Genomic DNA, 18069 nt, shown 5'->3' on the forward strand with positions numbered 1-18069 from the left:
TTATATTATCCGGGCTATTACGCTATTGACCAGCGCTTTAGTAGCGAATTTCCGCCAGCGCCTGCAGTTGCTCCGGCGTCGCCACCGGCAGATGGAAGAAGTCCAGGTAGGCCGGGATCATTTCAAACAGCATATCGGTACCTCGCTGCACCGGGCAGCCGCGGGCCATCGCCGCCTGTAGCAACGGAGTGTATTCCTGTTTCATCACCACTTCACCGACAAACGTCCCAGCATCAAGGCGTTCGACATCCAGCGGTAGCGGATCGCCGGGCGACATACCGAGCGGCGTGGCGTTGACCACCAGCGAATGTCCCGCCGGATCGCTCGCCATCACCGTCAGCGTCAGCTGCGGATAGTGCGCGTGCAAACGATCGGCCAGCGCCCGCGCCGCGCTTTCTTGGGCGTCAACCAACGTTAACGCGCTGACCCCCGCCGACGCGAGCGAGGCGGCAATCGCCGACCCCACGCCGCCGCTGCCCACCACCAGCGCCCGCGCGCCGGTGGTGCGAAACCCCTTGCGCTGAATACCGCGCACAAAACCGTCGCCATCAAACATATCGCCGGTCAGCGAACCATCGGCTTCCCGGCGAATCGCGTTGCAGGCTCCGGCAATCTGCGCGGTGGGGCTCATCCGGTCGACCAGTTCGCAGGTGGCGACTTTATGCGGCATAGTCACCAGCGCCCCCGCGATGTTGGTAAGTGAAAACAGCGTGGGGATCAGCGCCGCATAGTCTTCCGGCTTCACCCCCATCGGCACCACTTTGACATCCACGCTCTGGTCGGCAAACCAGGGGTTGTAGATCATCGGCGCTTTAAAACTTTCGGTTGGATAACCCAAATGAGCAATTAACCGCGTATGCCCACTAATTTGCATGTGCGTCCTCCTGCTCAGGCAGATCCAGTTCGATACGCTTCACGTCGCCAAGAATAAACAGGTACGCCACCACGCCGAGCAGCGCTGCGCCGCCGATGTAGACCAGGGCGTAGAAGAAGCTGCCAAAGGCGGCGACGATAAAACCGATTACCAGCGGCGTGAAGATGCCCGCCAGGTTAGCGCAGAAGTTAAACAACCCGCCGGTCAAACCGCCCAACCCTTTTGGCGCCATGTCGGAAATTAAGGTCCAGCCAAGGCCGACCCTCCCCTGCCCGAAGAAGGCAAAGGACATCACCAGGATCACCGCCGTGTCGCTGGTCAGCCAGTTGGCGCTGATAATACAGCTCGCCATCAGCAGCCCGGCGATAATCGGCAGTTTACGCCCGAGGTTAGCGCTGCCGGTGGCCTTCAGCAGTTTGTCGGAAACCCAGCCGCCAAACATCACGCCGCCCGCCGCAGCCAGGAACGGCAGAATGGCAAAGAAGCCCACCTTCAGCCACGGCATATGACGTTCGGTGGCCAGATAGGTCGGGAACCAGGTCAGGAAGAACACCAGGACGGTATTACCTGCGAACTGGCCGATGCTGGCACCAATAATCTGCCGTTTGCGCAACAGCTGACGCACCAGCGGCCAGCTAAAGGCTTTGCGCTGCTCGGCTCCGGAACTCATCCCGCCGCCTGCGATAATGTATTCGCGCTCCTGCTGGCTCAGACGGCGGTCTTCGTGCGGTTCGCGATAGTGACGCCACCAGACCAGCGCAAACAGCAGCCCGACCACGCCAACGGTAATAAACAGCGTGCGCCAGCCAAAGCCGTCCATAATCCAGAACAGCAGCGGCGCGAAGCAGGCGAGTCCGAGATATTCACCAACGGTATAGACTGCGGTCGCCTTTGCGCGCTCGTGCTGCGGGAACCATGCGCTGACCACCCGGCTATTGACCGGAAAGCATGGCGCTTCGCTGACGCCAAGACCAAAACGGCACAGCAACAGCGTTTTCAGCCCCACGGCGAAACCGTGGAACAGCGTGAACAGCGACCAGAAGCTAAGGGCCAGGAAATAGGTCACCTTATTACCAAAGCGGTCGAGGAACATGCCGCCCGAAATTTGCGCCAGCGCATAGGTCCAGGCAAAGGCGGAAAAGACAATCCCCATCACCGCCGCGCTGATGCCAAGCTCCTGAGTCAGCTGCGGCGCCGCGATGCCCAGAACGGTACGGTCGAGATAGTTAATCATGGTCCCCACTGCCAGCAGCGCCAGAATACCAATGCGCCGCCGGGAGCGAGGTACCGCGTTAACCGCCTCAGCGGTAGCCACGCGATTTTGGCCAAGTGAGTTCATAGTGTTTACCTGTCGTTGTCGAGTGCAGATGAAAGTTTATTGTTATGGTCTGTCCGTCAGCGTACCGGGTGGTACATCCCCCCGCTAACGGTACTGCATAGCCGCCAGCCGCACGGCAGCGTTCACCGCGCCGTATTGCGCGTAGCCGTGGCGTCTTTCGGTTAATTCAAAGAAGAAGCGTCCTTCGCTGAACGGCCAGGTGTAGCGATGTAAAAACTCGCCGCCCGCCCCATCGCGATCGTAAAGAATCTGCTGACGCTGTAAGGTCTCCACCTGCGCCGCGTCGCCGAACCGCGCCTGTAAATCCTCGTAATAGTTGGCCGGTACCGGCAGCGACAGCGAGGCCGCCAGCGGCTGATTTTCCAGGAAAGTAGGCAGATCGCCGCTGGCGAACGCCGCATGCTGTAAACCGGCCCCCTGATAACATGCCACCGAGCGGGCAATCTGCGTCGCGCGGCTCTGAGATATGTTCAGCGCCAGGCGCACGTTGCCCTGTGGGCTTTGCACCGCCAGGCTGCGCACCAGGCCGTAAGGATCGGGCATGGTCTGCTCATGTTCCAGCGTGAACCCCAGCACCGCACGGAAAAACATCACCCAGTTGTCGCGGCTGTCAGCCTCCATACCGAGCGCCAAATGGTCGATCCCTAACAGCGGTCCGTTGGTCTCCGCATCGGTGAGGTTGAAATCCTGCGCATAGATATCCTTCTGGTCATCCACCAGATAAACCAGACTGCCGTCCGGTGCGCACACCGCAGGGATGGTGCTCTCATTCGGCCCCACCTCCCCCTGCCAGGTCGCGTAACCATAGGCTTTGGCGCGGGCAATAATCGGCGCGCTGGCGCTGACGCGCAAGGCCATGGCGCACAGCGAAACGCCGTGACGTTGATAGAAGCGATCCGCCCAACTGTGCGATTGATAGTTAATGATCACTCGTGCACCGCCGTTACTCCACAGCGCTACCTGCTTGGAACGGTGCTTCCCTGCCAATTGAAACCCCATGCCACCGAGCATGACGCCCAGCTTTTTCGCCTCGGCGGGGCTGGCGGCAAATTCAATAAATTCGATGTCTTTAAAGGTTGGGAGATCGGCGGTGTGAAAGAGTTCGGCGTCGCTTTCTCCCAGCGCGCGGCGGGTTTGCTCCTCCAGCCACAACAGCGAGCGGTAACCATCTTTCGCCGTCGCGCCGTTCGGTGAGGCGCGGAAACCGTCGTTAAAGATTTCCAGCGACCATGGCCCACGGTAGCCTAAGCGGGTCAACTCACGGGTAAATTCCACCAGCGGCAGTTCCCCCTGCCCCGGGAAGCAGCGGAAATGGCGGCTCCACTCCAGCACGTCCATTTTCATCAATGGCGCGTCGGCGAGCTGGAGGAAAGTGATTTTCTCCATCGGCACTTCGTGCAGGCGGCTAAGATCGTCGCCGAGCGCCAGAATATGGAAACTGTCGAGCACGATACCCATCGCCGGGCTATCCACGGCTTTCACCCGCTCCCACGCCTGATACCAGCGGTTTACGTGGGCACCCCACGCCAGCGCTTCATAACCAATACGAATATTTTCCTGCTCCGCCAGCGTCGCCAGCGCCCGCAGGTCGGCCACCTGCTGATCGAAGTCGGCCGAACTGTCGGCCTGCACGTTGCTGCACAGCAGCAGCGTGTCGCAACCCAGCTCATGCATCAGCGCAAACTTGCGCTTCGCCCGCGCCAGGTTGGCCGCGAACTGGGCGCGCGTGCCGCCCTCAAAATCGCGAAACGGTTGAAACAGCGTGATTTTAAGCCCCAGATCGTCGGCCATGTTACGGACATCCGCCGGTGTACCGGTATAATAGAGCAAATCGTTTTCGAAGATTTCAACGCCCTGATAACCCGCCGCTGCAATCGCGCTCAGTTTTTCAGGCAGGGTTCCGGAAATGGATACGGTAGCAATAGAACGCAACATAGTTTCACCTGGCTCACGCTGTAACAGTTGCATCGAATATGAATCATTTGGTTCAGGGATGCCAGAATTGGTTGCTAAATTGTGATCATTATGTGTATTTTTTGTGCCCGGTAAAATAAACAGGAGTTGTTATGTCAGCCATTGCTCAAGATGAAGCACAGTCGCTAAAAACACGGATTTTTACCGCCGCCATTGCGGTGTTCGCCGAGCATGGGCTAGCTGGCGCACGCATGGAGCAAATTGCCTCTGAGGCGCAGACCACTAAACGGATGGTGGTTTACTACTTCAAAACCAAAGAGCTGCTGTACCAGGCGGTTCTGCAATATGTTTATTCGCGCATTCGCGAAACGGAGCAAAAGCTTGGGCTGGAGAACCTGCCGCCGGTTGAGGCGCTGGTGCAGCTGGTGAAGTGGAGCGTTCGCTATCATGTCGAACATGCGGACTTCATGCGGATTATCTGTATGGAGAATATGCAGCGCGGAAAATGGCTGCTGGCTTCAGGCGATTTGAAGCGCCTGAACAAGAGCGCCCTCTCTCTGCTGGAGCAGATTCTGCGCCGTGGGCAAGAGTTGGGTATATTCCAGCCTGAACTTGAGGCCCGTGACGTTCATCGGTTGATCAGCAGCTTTAGCTTCTATCAGGTGTCGAACTTCTACAGCTTTAATAGTCTCTACCTTGAAGGTCCGCTTCCGGACATCGATGATGAAGCGCTCATTCGCCATCACAGCGAGCTGGCGGTGAAATCGATTCTGCGCTTCGTTATCGCGTAATTCAAAGGGTTACGGTTGTCCCGAGAGCGCCGTGACCACTTTCTGCATCGCTTCACGCGTCAGCTCTGTGCGCTGGACTTTGTTATTCGCCAGCGCAGTGCGCAGCACCCCGGCAATCACAATATGCTTTGGTTCCTGCCCTAAATCGCGCATTTCCAGCACGACTTTGCCCACTACGCGACACATTTCCTGGTATAAAACGTCGTCTTTCGCCTGATGTCCCATCGTTTACGCTCGCTAATTTCCATTAATAATCAATTCATTATTGGTTGGTTTCGCCCATAAAGCAAATTTGCGCCTGTCGTTATGCGTCGGTAGACCGATTGTTGCGCATCGCTACTGTTACATTTTCACAAGAAAATCGTTTTTGATTTGTTAATTAGCTAGTTTTATTTTTGAAACAGCGTTTTTATTTTCTTTTTTCGCCATAACATCGTATAATCCGCCGCGTTTCTTTCTTGAATGGTTTCAGCTCATTGGACTACATCAATAAACGATTAAAACATCGCCTTTTTGACTATGCTGAACCTCTAGCACACTTTCCTCTGCACGCTTTTTTTATGTCACCTATCCTTATGGCGTGGCATAGCAACTTTCGTAATACAGGTTTGACTCCGTGGCCGTGCGCGCATGGAGCGAGAATTCAAAATCCCAATCCTTCTCAATCTCAACTTAAAGACTAAGACTGTCATGAAAAAGACCAAAATTGTTTGCACCATCGGGCCGAAAACCGAATCCGAAGAGATGTTAGGCAAAATGCTCGACGCGGGCATGAACGTTATGCGTCTGAACTTCTCCCACGGCGACTATGCTGAACACGGTCAGCGCATCCAGAACCTGCGCAACGTGATGAGCAAAACCGGTAAGAAAGCCGCTATCCTGCTGGATACCAAAGGCCCGGAAATCCGTACTATCAAGCTGGAAGGCGGTAACGACGTTTCCCTGAAAGCTGGCCAGACCTTCACCTTCACCACTGACAAATCTGTTGTCGGTAACAGCGAAATCGTTGCTGTAACCTACGAAGGCTTCACCAAAGATCTGTCCGTTGGTAACACCGTACTGGTTGACGATGGTCTGATCGGTATGGAAGTCACCGCTATCGAAGGTAACAAAGTTATCTGTAAAGTGCTGAACAACGGCGACCTGGGTGAAAACAAAGGCGTTAACCTGCCGGGCGTTTCTATCGCTCTGCCGGCACTGGCTGAGAAAGACAAACAGGACCTGATCTTCGGTTGCGAGCAGGGCGTTGACTTCGTTGCGGCTTCCTTTATCCGTAAACGTTCTGACGTCGTTGAAATCCGCGAGCACCTGAAGGCGCACGGCGGCGAAAACATCCAGATCATCTCCAAAATCGAAAACCAGGAAGGCCTGAACAACTTCGACGAAATCCTCGAAGCGTCTGACGGCATCATGGTTGCTCGTGGCGACATGGGCGTTGAGATCCCGGTTGAAGAAGTTATCTTCGCGCAGAAGATGATCATCGAAAAATGTATCCGTGCTCGTAAAGTGGTTATCACCGCGACCCAGATGCTGGATTCCATGATCAAAAACCCGCGCCCTACCCGCGCGGAAGCTGGCGACGTCGCTAACGCCATCCTCGACGGTACCGACGCAGTGATGCTGTCTGGCGAATCCGCTAAAGGTAAATACCCGCTGGAAGCGGTGACCATCATGGCAACCATCTGCGAACGTACTGACCGCGTGATGACCAGCCGTCTGGAGTTCAACAACGACAGCCGTAAACTGCGCATCACCGAAGCCGTTTGCCGTGGCGCGGTTGAAACTGCGGAAAAACTGGACGCGCCGCTGATCGTGGTTGCTACCCAGGGCGGTAAATCCGCACGCGCTATCCGTAAATACTTCCCGGATGCCACCATCCTGGCGCTGACCACCAATGAAACCACTGCGCGTCAGCTGGTGCTGAGCAAAGGCGTTGTCGCTCAGGTTGTCAAAGAAATCAGCTCTACCGATGATTTCTACCGCATGGGTAAAGAAGTCGCTGTAGAAAGCGGCCTGGCGCAGAAAGGCGACGTGGTTGTCATGGTTTCCGGCGCACTGGTTCCGAGCGGCACCACCAACACTGCTTCCGTGCACGTACTGTAATAATTCACATACTTATTATAGTTTGCCTAAAAAAGCGCCCTCGGGCGCTTTTTTTATACATTCTGATAACCGAGCTCAATAAAAAATCCAATAGGCTGTCACTATTTAAACTTTGATTATCTAAGATGAATCCGATGGAAGTCCTCTGTTTTCACACACATTTTCCCCGCAAAACCGTAAAGTCGATGCTTCTTTGAGCGAACGATCAAAAATAAGGGAAATCGCATAAAAAAATATTCTCAATATAAAAAAGTTTGTGTAATACTTGTAACGCTACATGGAGATTAACTCAATCTAGAGGGTATTTATAATGAATCGTACTAAACTGGTACTGGGCGCGGTAATCCTGGGTTCTACTCTGCTGGCAGGTTGCTCCAGCAATGCTAAAATCGATCAGCTGTCTTCTGACGTTCAGACTCTGAACGCTAAAGTTGACCAGCTGAGCAACGACGTGAACGCAATGCGTTCCGACGTTCAGGCTGCTAAAGACGACGCAGCTCGTGCTAACCAGCGTCTGGACAACCAGGCTCACTCTTACCGTAAGTAAGAGTTCTGGTAATAAAAATGGCGCACATTGTGCGCCATTTTTTTGTCTTCGATTTACCCTTTTCTACTGCGTCACGGTTTCTGAAGTCGCTGTACTATTCTGAGCCGACAGTACCGATGCCGCGCCCTTCCCCTCAAAGACAATCACCGGATACCCGGCACGACGCGACAGCGCGCTTTTCACCTGCCCTTCACTCGCCTGTTCAGCAAACTGCTTGAAGCCCGACGACAACGTCATCTTCATAGTTTGCGTATCCTGCGCTTCGTTCTGCGACAGCGGGCGATGCACTTCCAGATAACGCGTGCCGTTGGGTTCAACCGCGTACTTCACCGGCTCATTAATCACCCGCACCGGCGTGCCGCTGCGCACCTGCGCAAACAGCGCCTTAATATCCGGCGCATTCATACGAATACAGCCCGAGCTGACGCGCAGGCCGACGCTATCCGGCGCGTTGGTACCGTGGATAAGATATTCCCCGTTACCGTAGGCCAGACGCAGCGCATAGAGCCCTAATGGGTTATTTGGCCCGGCAGGCACGACCGGCGGCAATGTGACGCCACGTTCCAGTGAACGCTTGCGGATACCCGCCGTCGGCGTCCAGGTCGGATTTGGGATCTTCTGCCCTACCCGTGTCGTCATTTCCGGGGTTTCCAGCCCCTGCAGGCCAATGCCAATCGGGTAGACCTGTACCTGCTGTTCGCCCGGCGGGAAGTAGTACAGGCGCAGTTCGGCAAGGTTAACCACAATCCCTTCACGCGGCACGTCCGGCAGCAGCATCTGCGATGGAATGGTCACCACGGTACCCGGACGAGGAACCGGCGCGATCGTATTGTTGGCTTCGAGAATAAGCATCGCCGCCGTATCAAAGCGGCGGGCGATCGCCTGTAGGTTCTTATCCCCTTCCTGAACGGTGTAGGTTTGATTGTGGCCGATTAAACGGCTATTGGCTGGGGGTAATGGGTAGTCGACTGCCCAGGCGCTGGAGATCGCGCTGAGGGCACCTAAAATGCTGAGTGTTAAGAGGGACGCGCGCTTCATATCTGGATTCCTTATTCATATTCACTGACAACATGCCAGAAAGCTGAACCACCAGCGTGGTGAGCGGTCCGCCCACCTTTCGTAACAGAATGAAAGCTGTCTATTTGATATTAGCTAAAACTCGCCGCCTGCGTGCGGATGGCGCGGATCATTGCCTCCAGCCCCTGAGAACGCGACGGCGTCAGATGCTGCGTCAGCGCCATGTGTTCAAACCAGGGACGCACATCAAAAGCCTGTACATCCGCTGCGGTCATCCCATCGTAAAGGATAAATACGACGGCAATCAAGCCCTTAACAATAGCCGCATCGCTATCGCCCTGTAACGTGATGTGCCCCTGCGCATCGCGCCCCATCACGATCCACACCTGGCTCTGACACCCCTGAATGATATGCTCCGGGCTATGCTGCTCGGGGCTCAGCGGTGCCAGGCGCTGGCCCAGTTCGATGATATAGAGATACTTCTCTTCCCAGTTGGCGCAGCGGTTGAAGTTGCGCAACAGTTTATCTTTGTCCGGTAAAGCCGCCATGGTTGCTCCCTGTTATCCCAATAAACGGCGAATGCGTTGCAGGCCCGCCACCAGGCGGTCGACCTCCTCAACGGTGTTATACATCGCCAGCGATGCCCGGCACATCGCGGGCACCTGATAAAATTCCATCAACGGCATCGCACAGTGATGCCCCGTCCGTACGGCGATACCGTAATTATCGAGGAAGCTACCCACATCGTAGGCGTGATGCTTGCCGAGATTAAACGCAATCACCCCCAGCCGGTCCGCTGGGCCATAGAGGCGCAGGTCCGGCACGTTCGCCAGCGCGTCCAGCGCGTAGCGCATCAGCGTCTGCTCGTACTCGCCAATTTGCGTCAGCCCCAGGCCGTTGATGTAATCCAGCGCCGCCCCCATCCCGATAATGCCGCCGGTATTGGGCGTCCCGGCTTCAAAGCGCCACGGCGCTTTTGCCCAGGTGGTGCCTTCGCTCAGGCTGACGGTGGCGATCATCGAACCGCCTCCTTCCCATGGCGGCATCGCCTGCAGGATATCGGTTTTAACGTACAGCGCGCCGATACCCGTCGGGCCGTAGAGCTTATGCCCGGAAAAAGCATAGAAGTCGCAGCCCAGCGCCTGGACGTCAACCGGGTGATGCATCACGGCCTGCGCGCCGTCCACCAGCACCTTCGCGCCATAGCCATGCGCCAGCGCAATCAGTTCAGCCAGCGGGTTTTCCGTACCCAGTACGTTAGACACCTGCGTGACCGCCAACAGCCGCGTGCGGGAATCAAATAACCCAGACGCGGCGTCCATTTGCAACGTTCCGTCCGCATTGAGTGGGATCACCCGTAACTGCGCGCCCGTGCGCGTACAGAGCATCTGCCAGGGCACGATATTCGCGTGGTGCTCCATCGCCGTAATGACAATGTTGTCACCCGCCTGAATGTTGCTGCTTCCCCAGCTATTGGCAACCAGGTTAATCGCCTCCGTGGTACCGCGCACAAACACAATCTCTTCCGCGCTCGCGGCATTGAGGAAATGCGCCACCTTCTGGCGCACCTCTTCCATCCGCTGCGTGGCCTCGGCGCTGAGTGTGTGAATACCGCGGTGCACCGCAGCATAGCCGTTGCGATAAAACGTCGCCTCGGCATGGATAACCTGCTCGGGTTTCTGCGCGCTGGCGGCGGAATCGAGGTAAGCCAGCGGCTGACCGTTCACCTCACGGGAAAGTACCGGGAAATCGCCGCGCACCTGTTGTACGGAAAAGGTCATTGTTTACCTCCTGCCAGACGTTGCCCTATGCGCGCGAGCACATGCTGTTTCAGCGCTTCAAGGGTAATGGCATCGGTCAGCCCGGCGGCGAATGCGTAGAGGATGATGTTTCTGGCTTCCTCCACCGCAATCCCTCGCGAGCGTAGATAAAAGAGCTGCTCGTCATCGATGCGCCCGACGGTCGCACCGTGGCTGCATTTCACGTCATCAGCGTAAATTTCCAGCTGCGGTTTAGTATCGACTTCCGCCAGACGCCCCAACAGCAGATTATTGTTGGTCATCTGACCGTCGGTTTTTATGGCGTGCGGCGCGACGGTAATCACGCCATTAAACACCGCGCGTCCTTTATCGTTGACGATAGTTTTATGCAGCTGGCGGCTGTTGCAGTAGCCCTGGTTGTGTTCAAGCCAGGTACGACTGTCGCAGACTTCCGAATTGACCGGCATCGCCAGGCTGTTCAGTCGCAGCGTACTGTTTTCGCCATTCAGCTGTGCACTGCTGTGATGACGCGTCACCGCCGCGCCCAGTAAAAAACTGTGGCTAAAAGCGGCAGCATCGCGCCCCAGACGCAAATCGTTGTGGGCAAAATGGTAGCTCTGGTCGTTTTCAAACCCCAGCTTCAGATGCTGTAACTGGGCATTGTCAGCCACCTCCATGGTGAGTCTTGAACCGGTAAAATGGCGTAGGGTATTCAGGCTGACATACTGCTCAATAACTGTCGCCTGCGCCCCTTCCGCCAGCTGGAGATGGTGACGATAGTGCGCCGTATTCATCTCGTCCGTTTCCAGACCGCGCGTAATGTGCAGCAACAGCAGCGGCTTGTTGGGGCGCTGGTTGCGGCGCACTTGAATATGCGTGACGCTGGTAGACAGGCTTTCGGTGAGATGCAGGAAGACCTCAGGATGTACCGCCTCCGGCAGCGACTGACGCTGATTATCCACCGTAACGTCAAATCCGCTGTTGCTGACATCATCGCTAAGACGGGCATCAAACTGACCGTCCACAAACACCAGCCGATACGCCTCCAGCGCCACCGCGTGGCTATCCCGCTGCGCGTCCGTCAACGCAGGCAGCGCAGGTGCCACGAAGGTGCTGGTCAGCAGCTTGTCCAGCGCGGTGTACTTCCAGTCTTCGTCTTTACGCGTCGGTAAGCCAAGCTGATGCAGCTGCTGGAGATGCGCTAACGCCTGAGGCGATGCCTGACCGCCGCGCGCCTGAAACAGCGCATGCCACTGCTGCAGCGCGCTACTGTTGTTCGCTAAGCCAGCCATAGCCCTGCTCCTCCAGTTGTTTCACCAGCCGGAAATCACCGGATTTCACGATACGTCCCTGGTACAGGACGTGGACGAAATCGGGCTTGATGTGGTCGAGTATGCGCTGATAGTGGGTGACGATAATAAAGGCGCGCTTGCCGTCGCGCAGCGCGTTAACCCCGTCAGAGACGATCTTCAGCGCATCGATATCCAGCCCGGAATCCGTTTCATCCAGAATACAGAGCGCGGGCTCCAGCACTGCCATCTGTAAGATATCATTGCGCTTTTTTTCCCCGCCGGAGAAACCCACGTTGACCGAACGGGTTAGCAAATCCGCTGGCATCTTCAGCAGATTGATCTTCTCCTCCATCAGATCCTGAAAGTCAAAGCGATCCAACGGTTCCTGACCTCGATGGGCGCGTACCGCATTAAGAGCGGTTTGCAGGAAAAACTGATTGCTCACGCCGGGGATCTCAACCGGATACTGGAAGGCCATAAAGATCCCTTCTCCCGCGCGTTCCTCTGGCGATAGCGACAGCAGATCGTGCCCTTTAAAGGTCACCGTTCCCCCCGTCACGCTATAATCTTCACGGCCCGCCAGCGTCGCGGAAAGCGTACTTTTCCCGGAGCCATTCGGCCCCATAATGGCGTGTACCTCGCCAGGACGCACGTTCAGGCTGACGCCACGCAGGATCTCTTTATCATCAACGGAGACCTGTAATTCATTGATATTCAACATATCACTTTCCTTAATCCTTAACCGACGCTGTGTTCAAGACTGATAGCCAGCAGTTTTTGCGCTTCCACGGCGAACTCCAGCGGCAGCTCCGAGAAAACATCTTTACAAAATCCGTTGACGATCATTGAGATAGCGTCATCCTCGCTAATTCCGCGCTGCAAGCAGTAGAAAAGCTGGTCTTCGCCAATGCGTGAAGTGGTCGCTTCGTGCTCCAGCTGCGCGCTGTTATTACGGCATTCCACGTACGGGAAGGTATGCGCGCCGCAGTCAGGGCCAATCAGCATCGAATCGCACTGGGTGTAGTTACGGGCGTTAGTTGCCGTCGGCATGATTTTGACCAGACCGCGATAGCTGTTCTGGCTGTGTCCGGCGGAGATCCCCTTCGAAATAATGGTGGATTTGGTGTTTTTACCAATGTGAATCATCTTGGTGCCGGTATCGGCCTGCTGATGGCCGCTGGTCAGCGCCACCGAGAAGAACTCGCCCACCGAGTTATCACCGCGCAGAATGCAGCTGGGGTATTTCCAGGTGATCGCCGAGCCCGTTTCCGACTGTGTCCAGGACATCTTGCTGTTTTCGCCTTCACACAGCGCGCGCTTGGTCACGAAGTTCAGGATCCCGCCGCTATTGTTATCGCCGGGGAACCAGTTCTGCACGGTGGAGTATTTCACCTCTGCGTCTTTATGAATGATCACCTCCACCACCGCCGCGTGCAGCTGGTAACTGTCTCGTACCGGGGCCGAGCAGCCTTCAATGTAGCTGACATAGCTGCCTTCATCGGCAATCAGGATGGTGCGTTCAAACTGGCCGGTTTTCTCCGCGTTAATGCGAAAATAGGTCGACAGCTCCATCGGGCAGCGCACGCCTTTGGGGATATAAATAAAGGTGCCGTCCGACGCCACCGCGGCGTTGAGCGCGGCGAAGAAGTTGTCATTTTCCGGCACCACCGTGCCGAGATAGCGTTTGACCAGCTCGGGATGATCGTGAATCGCTTCACCAAACGAGCAAAAGATAATGCCCTGCTCCGAGAGTTTTTCCCGGTAGGTCGTGGCGACGGATACCGAGTCAAAAATCGCGTCAACCGCCACCTCTTTGCCCTCGCGCACCGGCACGCCTAATTGATTAAACGCGGCTTCCACCTCATCGGTTAAAAAGCTGCTGGCCCCCGTTTGCTGTCGTGCCCCAGGTTCAGAGGCGCAGGTATCGTCACAGTTGCCGCAGGACGGCGCGGAGTAATAGCTGTAGTCCTGGTAATTCAGCGAGTCGTATTTCGCTTTTAACCAGTGAGGTTCTTCCATCAAAAGCCAGGCGCGGTAGGCCTTCAGGCGAAATTCCAGCATCCATTCCGGTTCGTTGCGCCTGGCAGAAATCGCCCGCACCACCTCTTCGTTGATGCCTTTCGCCAACTCGTCGGTTTGCAGCTGGGTAAAGAACCCTTCTTTGTAGTTCAGCGGGCCACCGGCCCAGGTCTGGACATCGTCAGTTGCGTCAGTATTACGCGTCATTATGTACCGCCTATACTCCGAAGCTTTCGCCGCAGCCACATTCGTTCTGCGCCTTCGGATTATGATATTTGAACAGCTGATTCAAACCTTCGCGCACATAATCCACCTCTGTGCCGTCAATAAATGGCATTGCGCGTAAAGGCACCCACAGCTTCGCGCCGTCGGATTCAAACAACAGATCGTCTTTATCCGGCTCGCTTACCGCGTCCAGCACGTAGCCAAAGCCCGCGCAACCGGTCTGCTTCACCCCTAAACGTACGCCCTGGATCGTGGGCTGCTGTTTGACCAGCTCGCGAATATGCGCCGCGGCCGACGGCGTCAGCGTAATGCCGCGCCAGGTCACATCGTTGGGGTCGAAGGTTCCTGAATGCAAATCCATAGGTCTACCTCATCAGTGGAGCCACAAAGAGCTAGCACCATGTTAGTGATAATGATTATCACTTCAACCCTCACCGTATGGGGGTATTCCACGGGCGCCCCTTTTCTCAGGCCTTTTTATAAGCATAGACCCTGTCGACACGAGCGAGTGAGATAGCAATTTTTTTATAATGAATTGAAAAATAATGTATTTATGATGAGTGATAGGCAAAAAATGAGGGTGTGCTAAAGATGCATAGCCAATGCCTATTTATTTAATCGGTTTTTCGACTTTCTGCGAATCAAGCACTTAGAACATTATCAATGAGTTATAAAAACACGGTATGGAGATATATAACGCACCACCAATGATGATTCCCGTACACCGCATTCCTCTGACGTGATGCGTGCGACAACGGCATAACTGGATAAATTTGTCTTGAGACTGTTCCGCTGGAAAGCGTAGCCATCTTTGAAGTCAAACAACTACCTGGTTCTATTTTCCGTAACGCGAAACACGCTGTCATTCTCAATAAGAATCAGGTCACAACGGATGTTGCTCTCTAAATAGGCAGAATGTTGCCGTTTATATCCTATGGTGAATGGCACTAACGGGAAGATGTTATCCCATCCCATCATGCTATACCTCCGTCAACATATACTCATCACGAGAGGGAAACATGACGATGTTGAAAGGTAAAAAAGCCGTTATCACTGGAGGCGGTGCAGGATTTGGACAGGCATTATGCGTTTGGCTGGCGCAAGAAGGCGTCGAAGTCAATTTTTCCGCTCGGCGGGTTGATGATATCGAAAAAACCTGCAGCATCATCACGGCTCAAGGTGGCAGTGCACAAGGGTATATCTGTGATTTAACCCAGCCGGCATCCATTTCTCAGTTTTCTTCACAGATCTTAAGCGCCAACTGTCCCATAGACATTTTAATCCTCAATGCTGCTCAATGGTTGCCAGGCACAATGGACGAGCAGTCTGCTACTGAAATATTTAATACCATCAGTTCAGGCCTGACGGGTTCAATTTTGCTCACGCAGGCATTGCTTCCCGGATTAAGGCGCTCAGACAGTGCTGACATTGTGTCAATTATCTCCGCATGCGGCATTCCTCACTTTACTGACTCAATAGCCCACCCTGCTTTTTTTGCTAGCAAACATGGGCTTAGCGGTTTTACAACTAAACTGTCAGAACAATTATCCAGAGAAAATATACGGGTAACCGGGTTGTATCCGCCGGATTTTGAAGTGACGGGGTTAGAAGAGCCTGTTGATAATCAATCCAGAATGGGTGAGCGCCTAATGAATGGACGTTCCGTCTGGGAAACGATTCGTTTTGTACTGACTCAACCACGTAGTTGCCATATCAGTACTATCTACTTTCAAGGGCCAACGCGCGAAGACTTGCGGTGTCAGGAATAATCTAACGACATCCCGCATCCAGCCTACGCCGCTATAAACAATAGACAGGTATATGTTCTTTTTTGTTACTTCATGTCTGAAATGCTAATCCGGTCCGCTATTCATGGCTGCGCGCCAGCACATACAGCGCGTCAACCCTGTATTCTCGTTTATGACTTATCCGTTTTTTCAAAAGCCTGTACCAATGAGAATCAGCCTCGCTGACGATAATGACGGTCTGCGCTTACCCGCTCAAAATATTGGCCAAATACTTTCTCGATGACCTGCGGGGTGAGTCGCATGCCCCGTGGCGAAATATCCATCGCCCGTATCAGATGCACGCCGTCAGGTTTCAGTAATCGGTTCACTTCACGGGCATATTTCATCTGCCCGGGCTCATCAAGGCAATCAAAACAACCAACATCATAAGAAACATCAAATGGCCCTGATATATCTTTCAGATTGGTGACATCCCCGGTGTGGAAATGGGGAGACTCATACCCCTCCCGAACACGATTTCGTGCCTTTTCGATGGCTACTGCCAAAAAGTCACCGGCCGTTATTTTTATTCCTTCCTTAGAAAAATAGTCGGCAAACAACCCCAGACCACATCCTAATTCCAGCGCATTCAGCGGAGCATTTTGCCTGATACAATTTTTTAGTGCTGTCTGTTGCTTACTCAAATCGTCGCTACAGCGAATAATACAGAATCTTGAATCGCATGAATAAGTACGGCGGCGAATACACTGCGTTGTAAATAATTAGGCACCAAACGCGATCGACGCGGCGGCCTACCGCCGCGTCCAAAGCCTAAAAAAGACTAAAACAATTAAGTTCCCTCGCTTATTGCTGTGCCATGGTTTCCTCTGGCGCAGACAATAAGCCCGCCAGCGGCACTACCTCATTCTCCCGCCAACCACGCATCAGAGTATCTCTTCAATCACCCATACACTGACGCTACCGCCATTACAGGTAAAAGTCGCACTGCCTTCAGCATCGGTCTCAACAACTTCCTCACGGTTGTTCAGAAAATCCTTCCAGCGTTTATGCGCATAGTTGTCTCCCAGCGTCAGCGTTTTTTCCCCCTCATCGCCGTTGGAGAGCACCACCACACAGCCAGGCATTTCATCGGTGCCGCTACGGCTAAATGCGATGCAGTTTGGGTGATCGAACCACAGCGTCTGAACGCCATGCGCAAACCGCTGACGCGCGAGGATCAGCTCATGCAGCTGTTCAATAACCGGCATATCGATAGCGTAAGTTTCGCCATCACCACCGGTGTCTTCATAATGGGCGCCAAACAGGTCCGGATAAAAAACCGAAGGTACGCCGTTCTCACGTAGCAGGATGAGCGCATAGGCCAGCGGTTTAAACCACGCCTCCACCGGGGCCTCCAACGCCTGCAGCGGCTGGGTGTCATGGTTGGCGACCAGCGTCACCGCATGGAACGGATCGGCCTCTACCAGCGTCGCGGTGAAAATCTGGCTCATGTCATAATCGCGGCCCATGCGGGAGGCTTCGTGGAAGTTCATCTGCAACGGCGCGTCAAACAGCATCGTTTTTCCGTCAACCTGAGCAATATACTGCTGCAATTTATCCACATCATGAGACCAGTATTCCGCCACAATGAACAGAGGTTCAGGCGCCACTTCCTGCATATGTTCAATCCATTGCTTATAGAACCAGGCGGGAATATGTTTAACCGCATCAAGACGAAAACCGTTGCAATGCGTTTGTTCGAGCATCCAGCGCGCCCAGTATTTCAGCTCTTCGGTAACGGCCTGATTACGGAAATCAACGTTCTCGCCCATCAGATAGTCAAAGTTACCCATTTCGTCATCGACCTGGTCATTCCAGCCTTCGCCGGTATAGTCGTTAACGATTTTGAAAATGCCGTCCTCATCAGGGTTTTCAATATGGTCGATGCCGCTGAAACATCTGAAATCCCAGATAAACTGCGAATATTTTCCTTCGCGAACGGGGAATGAATAGCGGGTCCACGCCTCACACTCGATGATCTCTTCATCAATCTGGGTCCGATCGTCGGCGTTAACTCGCTGTACGCGGATGCGCTCTTTCTCATCCGCCCCCATCTTGTGGTTCAACACCACGTCCATCAACACGGCAATATCGTGCTGTTGCAATGCATCAATCGCCTTGAGTAGCTGGGCTTTATCCCCGTATTTTGTGGCAACCGAACCTTTCTGCTCAAATTCCCCCAGGTCAAAAAGATCATAGCTGTCATAGCCAACGGAATAACCACCGGAGGCCCCTTTGCTGGCGGGCGGCAACCAGATCATATTAATGCCAATCTCATGTAGGTTCGGGGCGAGAGCCGCGACCTCCGGCCACAATTCACCGCCAGCGGGGTAATACCAGTGAAAGCATTGCAATAAGGTGGGGTTGCGCATACCTGTTCTCCGTTGAAGGCGACACAAAA

Annotated in this window: 18 protein-coding genes; 5 read left to right on the forward strand and 13 right to left on the reverse strand. The window is 54.5% G+C overall.

Annotated elements, in window-relative coordinates:
- Window positions 1-37 precede the first annotated feature (37 nt).
- The 3 genes from M989_RS12780 to M989_RS12790 form a co-directional block, all read right to left on the reverse strand.
- Entirely contained in the window at window positions 38-874 is an 837-nt protein-coding gene (locus M989_RS12780; protein ID WP_064545834.1) for a shikimate dehydrogenase family protein, read from the reverse strand.
- A complete protein-coding gene (locus M989_RS12785) occupies window positions 864-2213 on the reverse strand; it encodes an MFS transporter (RefSeq protein ID WP_064545836.1) in 1350 nt (449 codons plus the stop codon). Before M989_RS12785 ends, M989_RS12780 begins: the two co-directional genes overlap by 11 nt.
- An 84-nt stretch (window positions 2214-2297) precedes the next feature.
- Complete coding sequence (locus M989_RS12790; RefSeq protein WP_064545838.1) at window positions 2298-4148, reverse strand: bifunctional sugar phosphate isomerase/epimerase/4-hydroxyphenylpyruvate dioxygenase family protein; 1851 nt, start codon at window positions 4146-4148, stop codon at window positions 2298-2300.
- Window positions 4149-4279: 131 nt separating this feature from the next.
- Here M989_RS12790 and M989_RS12795 point away from each other — a divergent pair, with 131 nt between their 5' ends.
- The gene (locus M989_RS12795) at window positions 4280-4918 is read left to right on the forward strand and encodes a TetR/AcrR family transcriptional regulator (protein ID WP_064545840.1); all 639 of its coding nucleotides are present in this window, start codon (window positions 4280-4282) and stop codon (window positions 4916-4918) included.
- 9 nt (window positions 4919-4927) lie between these two features.
- On the opposite strand, the gene fumD is transcribed toward M989_RS12795, so the two are convergent.
- Window positions 4928-5143 (reverse strand): fumarate hydratase FumD, encoded by a 216-nt coding sequence (gene fumD, locus M989_RS12800; protein WP_064545842.1) that lies wholly within the window; start codon window positions 5141-5143, stop codon window positions 4928-4930.
- Window positions 5144-5394: 251 nt separating this feature from the next.
- On the opposite strand from fumD, the gene ynhH reads away from it, so the two are divergent.
- The 3 genes from ynhH to M989_RS12810 all read left to right on the forward strand — a co-directional run bounded on the left by ynhH (window position 5395) and on the right by M989_RS12810 (window position 7568).
- Complete coding sequence (gene ynhH, locus M989_RS26510) at window positions 5395-5601, forward strand: protein YnhH (RefSeq protein WP_425337848.1); 207 nt, start codon at window positions 5395-5397, stop codon at window positions 5599-5601.
- Window positions 5602-5608: 7 nt separating this feature from the next.
- Window positions 5609-7021, forward strand: a complete 1413-nt coding sequence (pykF, locus tag M989_RS12805) for a pyruvate kinase PykF (RefSeq protein ID WP_064545844.1) — start codon at window positions 5609-5611, stop codon at window positions 7019-7021.
- A gap of 310 nt (window positions 7022-7331) precedes the next feature.
- Window positions 7332-7568 (forward strand): major outer membrane lipoprotein, encoded by a 237-nt coding sequence (locus M989_RS12810; RefSeq protein WP_002908860.1) that lies wholly within the window; start codon window positions 7332-7334, stop codon window positions 7566-7568.
- A gap of 63 nt (window positions 7569-7631) precedes the next feature.
- On the opposite strand, the gene ldtE is transcribed toward M989_RS12810, so the two are convergent.
- From ldtE to sufA, 7 genes are all read right to left on the reverse strand, one after another.
- Entirely contained in the window at window positions 7632-8606 is a 975-nt protein-coding gene (gene ldtE / locus M989_RS12815) for a L,D-transpeptidase LdtE (RefSeq protein WP_064545846.1), read from the reverse strand.
- 110 nt (window positions 8607-8716) lie between these two features.
- Window positions 8717-9133, reverse strand: coding sequence for a cysteine desulfuration protein SufE (sufE, locus tag M989_RS12820; RefSeq protein ID WP_064545848.1), 417 nt, complete (start codon window positions 9131-9133; stop codon window positions 8717-8719).
- A 12-nt stretch (window positions 9134-9145) separates the two neighbouring features.
- Window positions 9146-10366 carry a cysteine desulfurase SufS gene (gene sufS / locus M989_RS12825; RefSeq protein WP_064545849.1) on the reverse strand — a complete coding sequence of 407 codons (1221 nt, stop codon included), beginning with the start codon at window positions 10364-10366 and terminating at the stop codon, window positions 9146-9148.
- A complete protein-coding gene (gene sufD, locus M989_RS12830) occupies window positions 10363-11637 on the reverse strand; it encodes a Fe-S cluster assembly protein SufD (RefSeq protein WP_064545851.1) in 1275 nt (424 codons plus the stop codon). The genes sufS and sufD overlap by 4 nt, the downstream gene beginning before the upstream one ends.
- A complete protein-coding gene (sufC, locus tag M989_RS12835; protein WP_064545853.1) occupies window positions 11612-12358 on the reverse strand; it encodes a Fe-S cluster assembly ATPase SufC in 747 nt (248 codons plus the stop codon). The genes sufD and sufC overlap by 26 nt, the downstream gene beginning before the upstream one ends.
- Window positions 12359-12375: 17 nt before the next feature.
- Window positions 12376-13863, reverse strand: a complete 1488-nt coding sequence (sufB, locus tag M989_RS12840; protein WP_064545855.1) for a Fe-S cluster assembly protein SufB — start codon at window positions 13861-13863, stop codon at window positions 12376-12378.
- Window positions 13864-13873: 10 nt separating this feature from the next.
- Window positions 13874-14242, reverse strand: coding sequence for a Fe-S cluster assembly scaffold SufA (gene sufA, locus M989_RS12845; RefSeq protein ID WP_064545857.1), 369 nt, complete (start codon window positions 14240-14242; stop codon window positions 13874-13876).
- Window positions 14243-14906: 664 nt separating this feature from the next.
- Between sufA and M989_RS12850 the strand changes: the two genes are divergently transcribed.
- Window positions 14907-15650 (forward strand): SDR family oxidoreductase, encoded by a 744-nt coding sequence (locus M989_RS12850; protein WP_064545918.1) that lies wholly within the window; start codon window positions 14907-14909, stop codon window positions 15648-15650.
- Between the two features lie 191 nt (window positions 15651-15841).
- On the opposite strand, the gene M989_RS12855 is transcribed toward M989_RS12850, so the two are convergent.
- The gene (locus M989_RS12855; protein WP_083965156.1) at window positions 15842-16372 is read right to left on the reverse strand and encodes a class I SAM-dependent methyltransferase; all 531 of its coding nucleotides are present in this window, start codon (window positions 16370-16372) and stop codon (window positions 15842-15844) included.
- 180 nt (window positions 16373-16552) lie between these two features.
- Window positions 16553-18040, reverse strand: coding sequence for an alpha-amylase (amyA, locus tag M989_RS12860; RefSeq protein ID WP_064545861.1), 1488 nt, complete (start codon window positions 18038-18040; stop codon window positions 16553-16555).
- Window positions 18041-18069 lie beyond the last annotated feature (29 nt).

The organism is Kluyvera georgiana ATCC 51603 (genome assembly GCF_001654985.1).
Taxonomy (GTDB): Bacteria; Pseudomonadota; Gammaproteobacteria; order Enterobacterales; family Enterobacteriaceae; genus Kluyvera; species Kluyvera georgiana.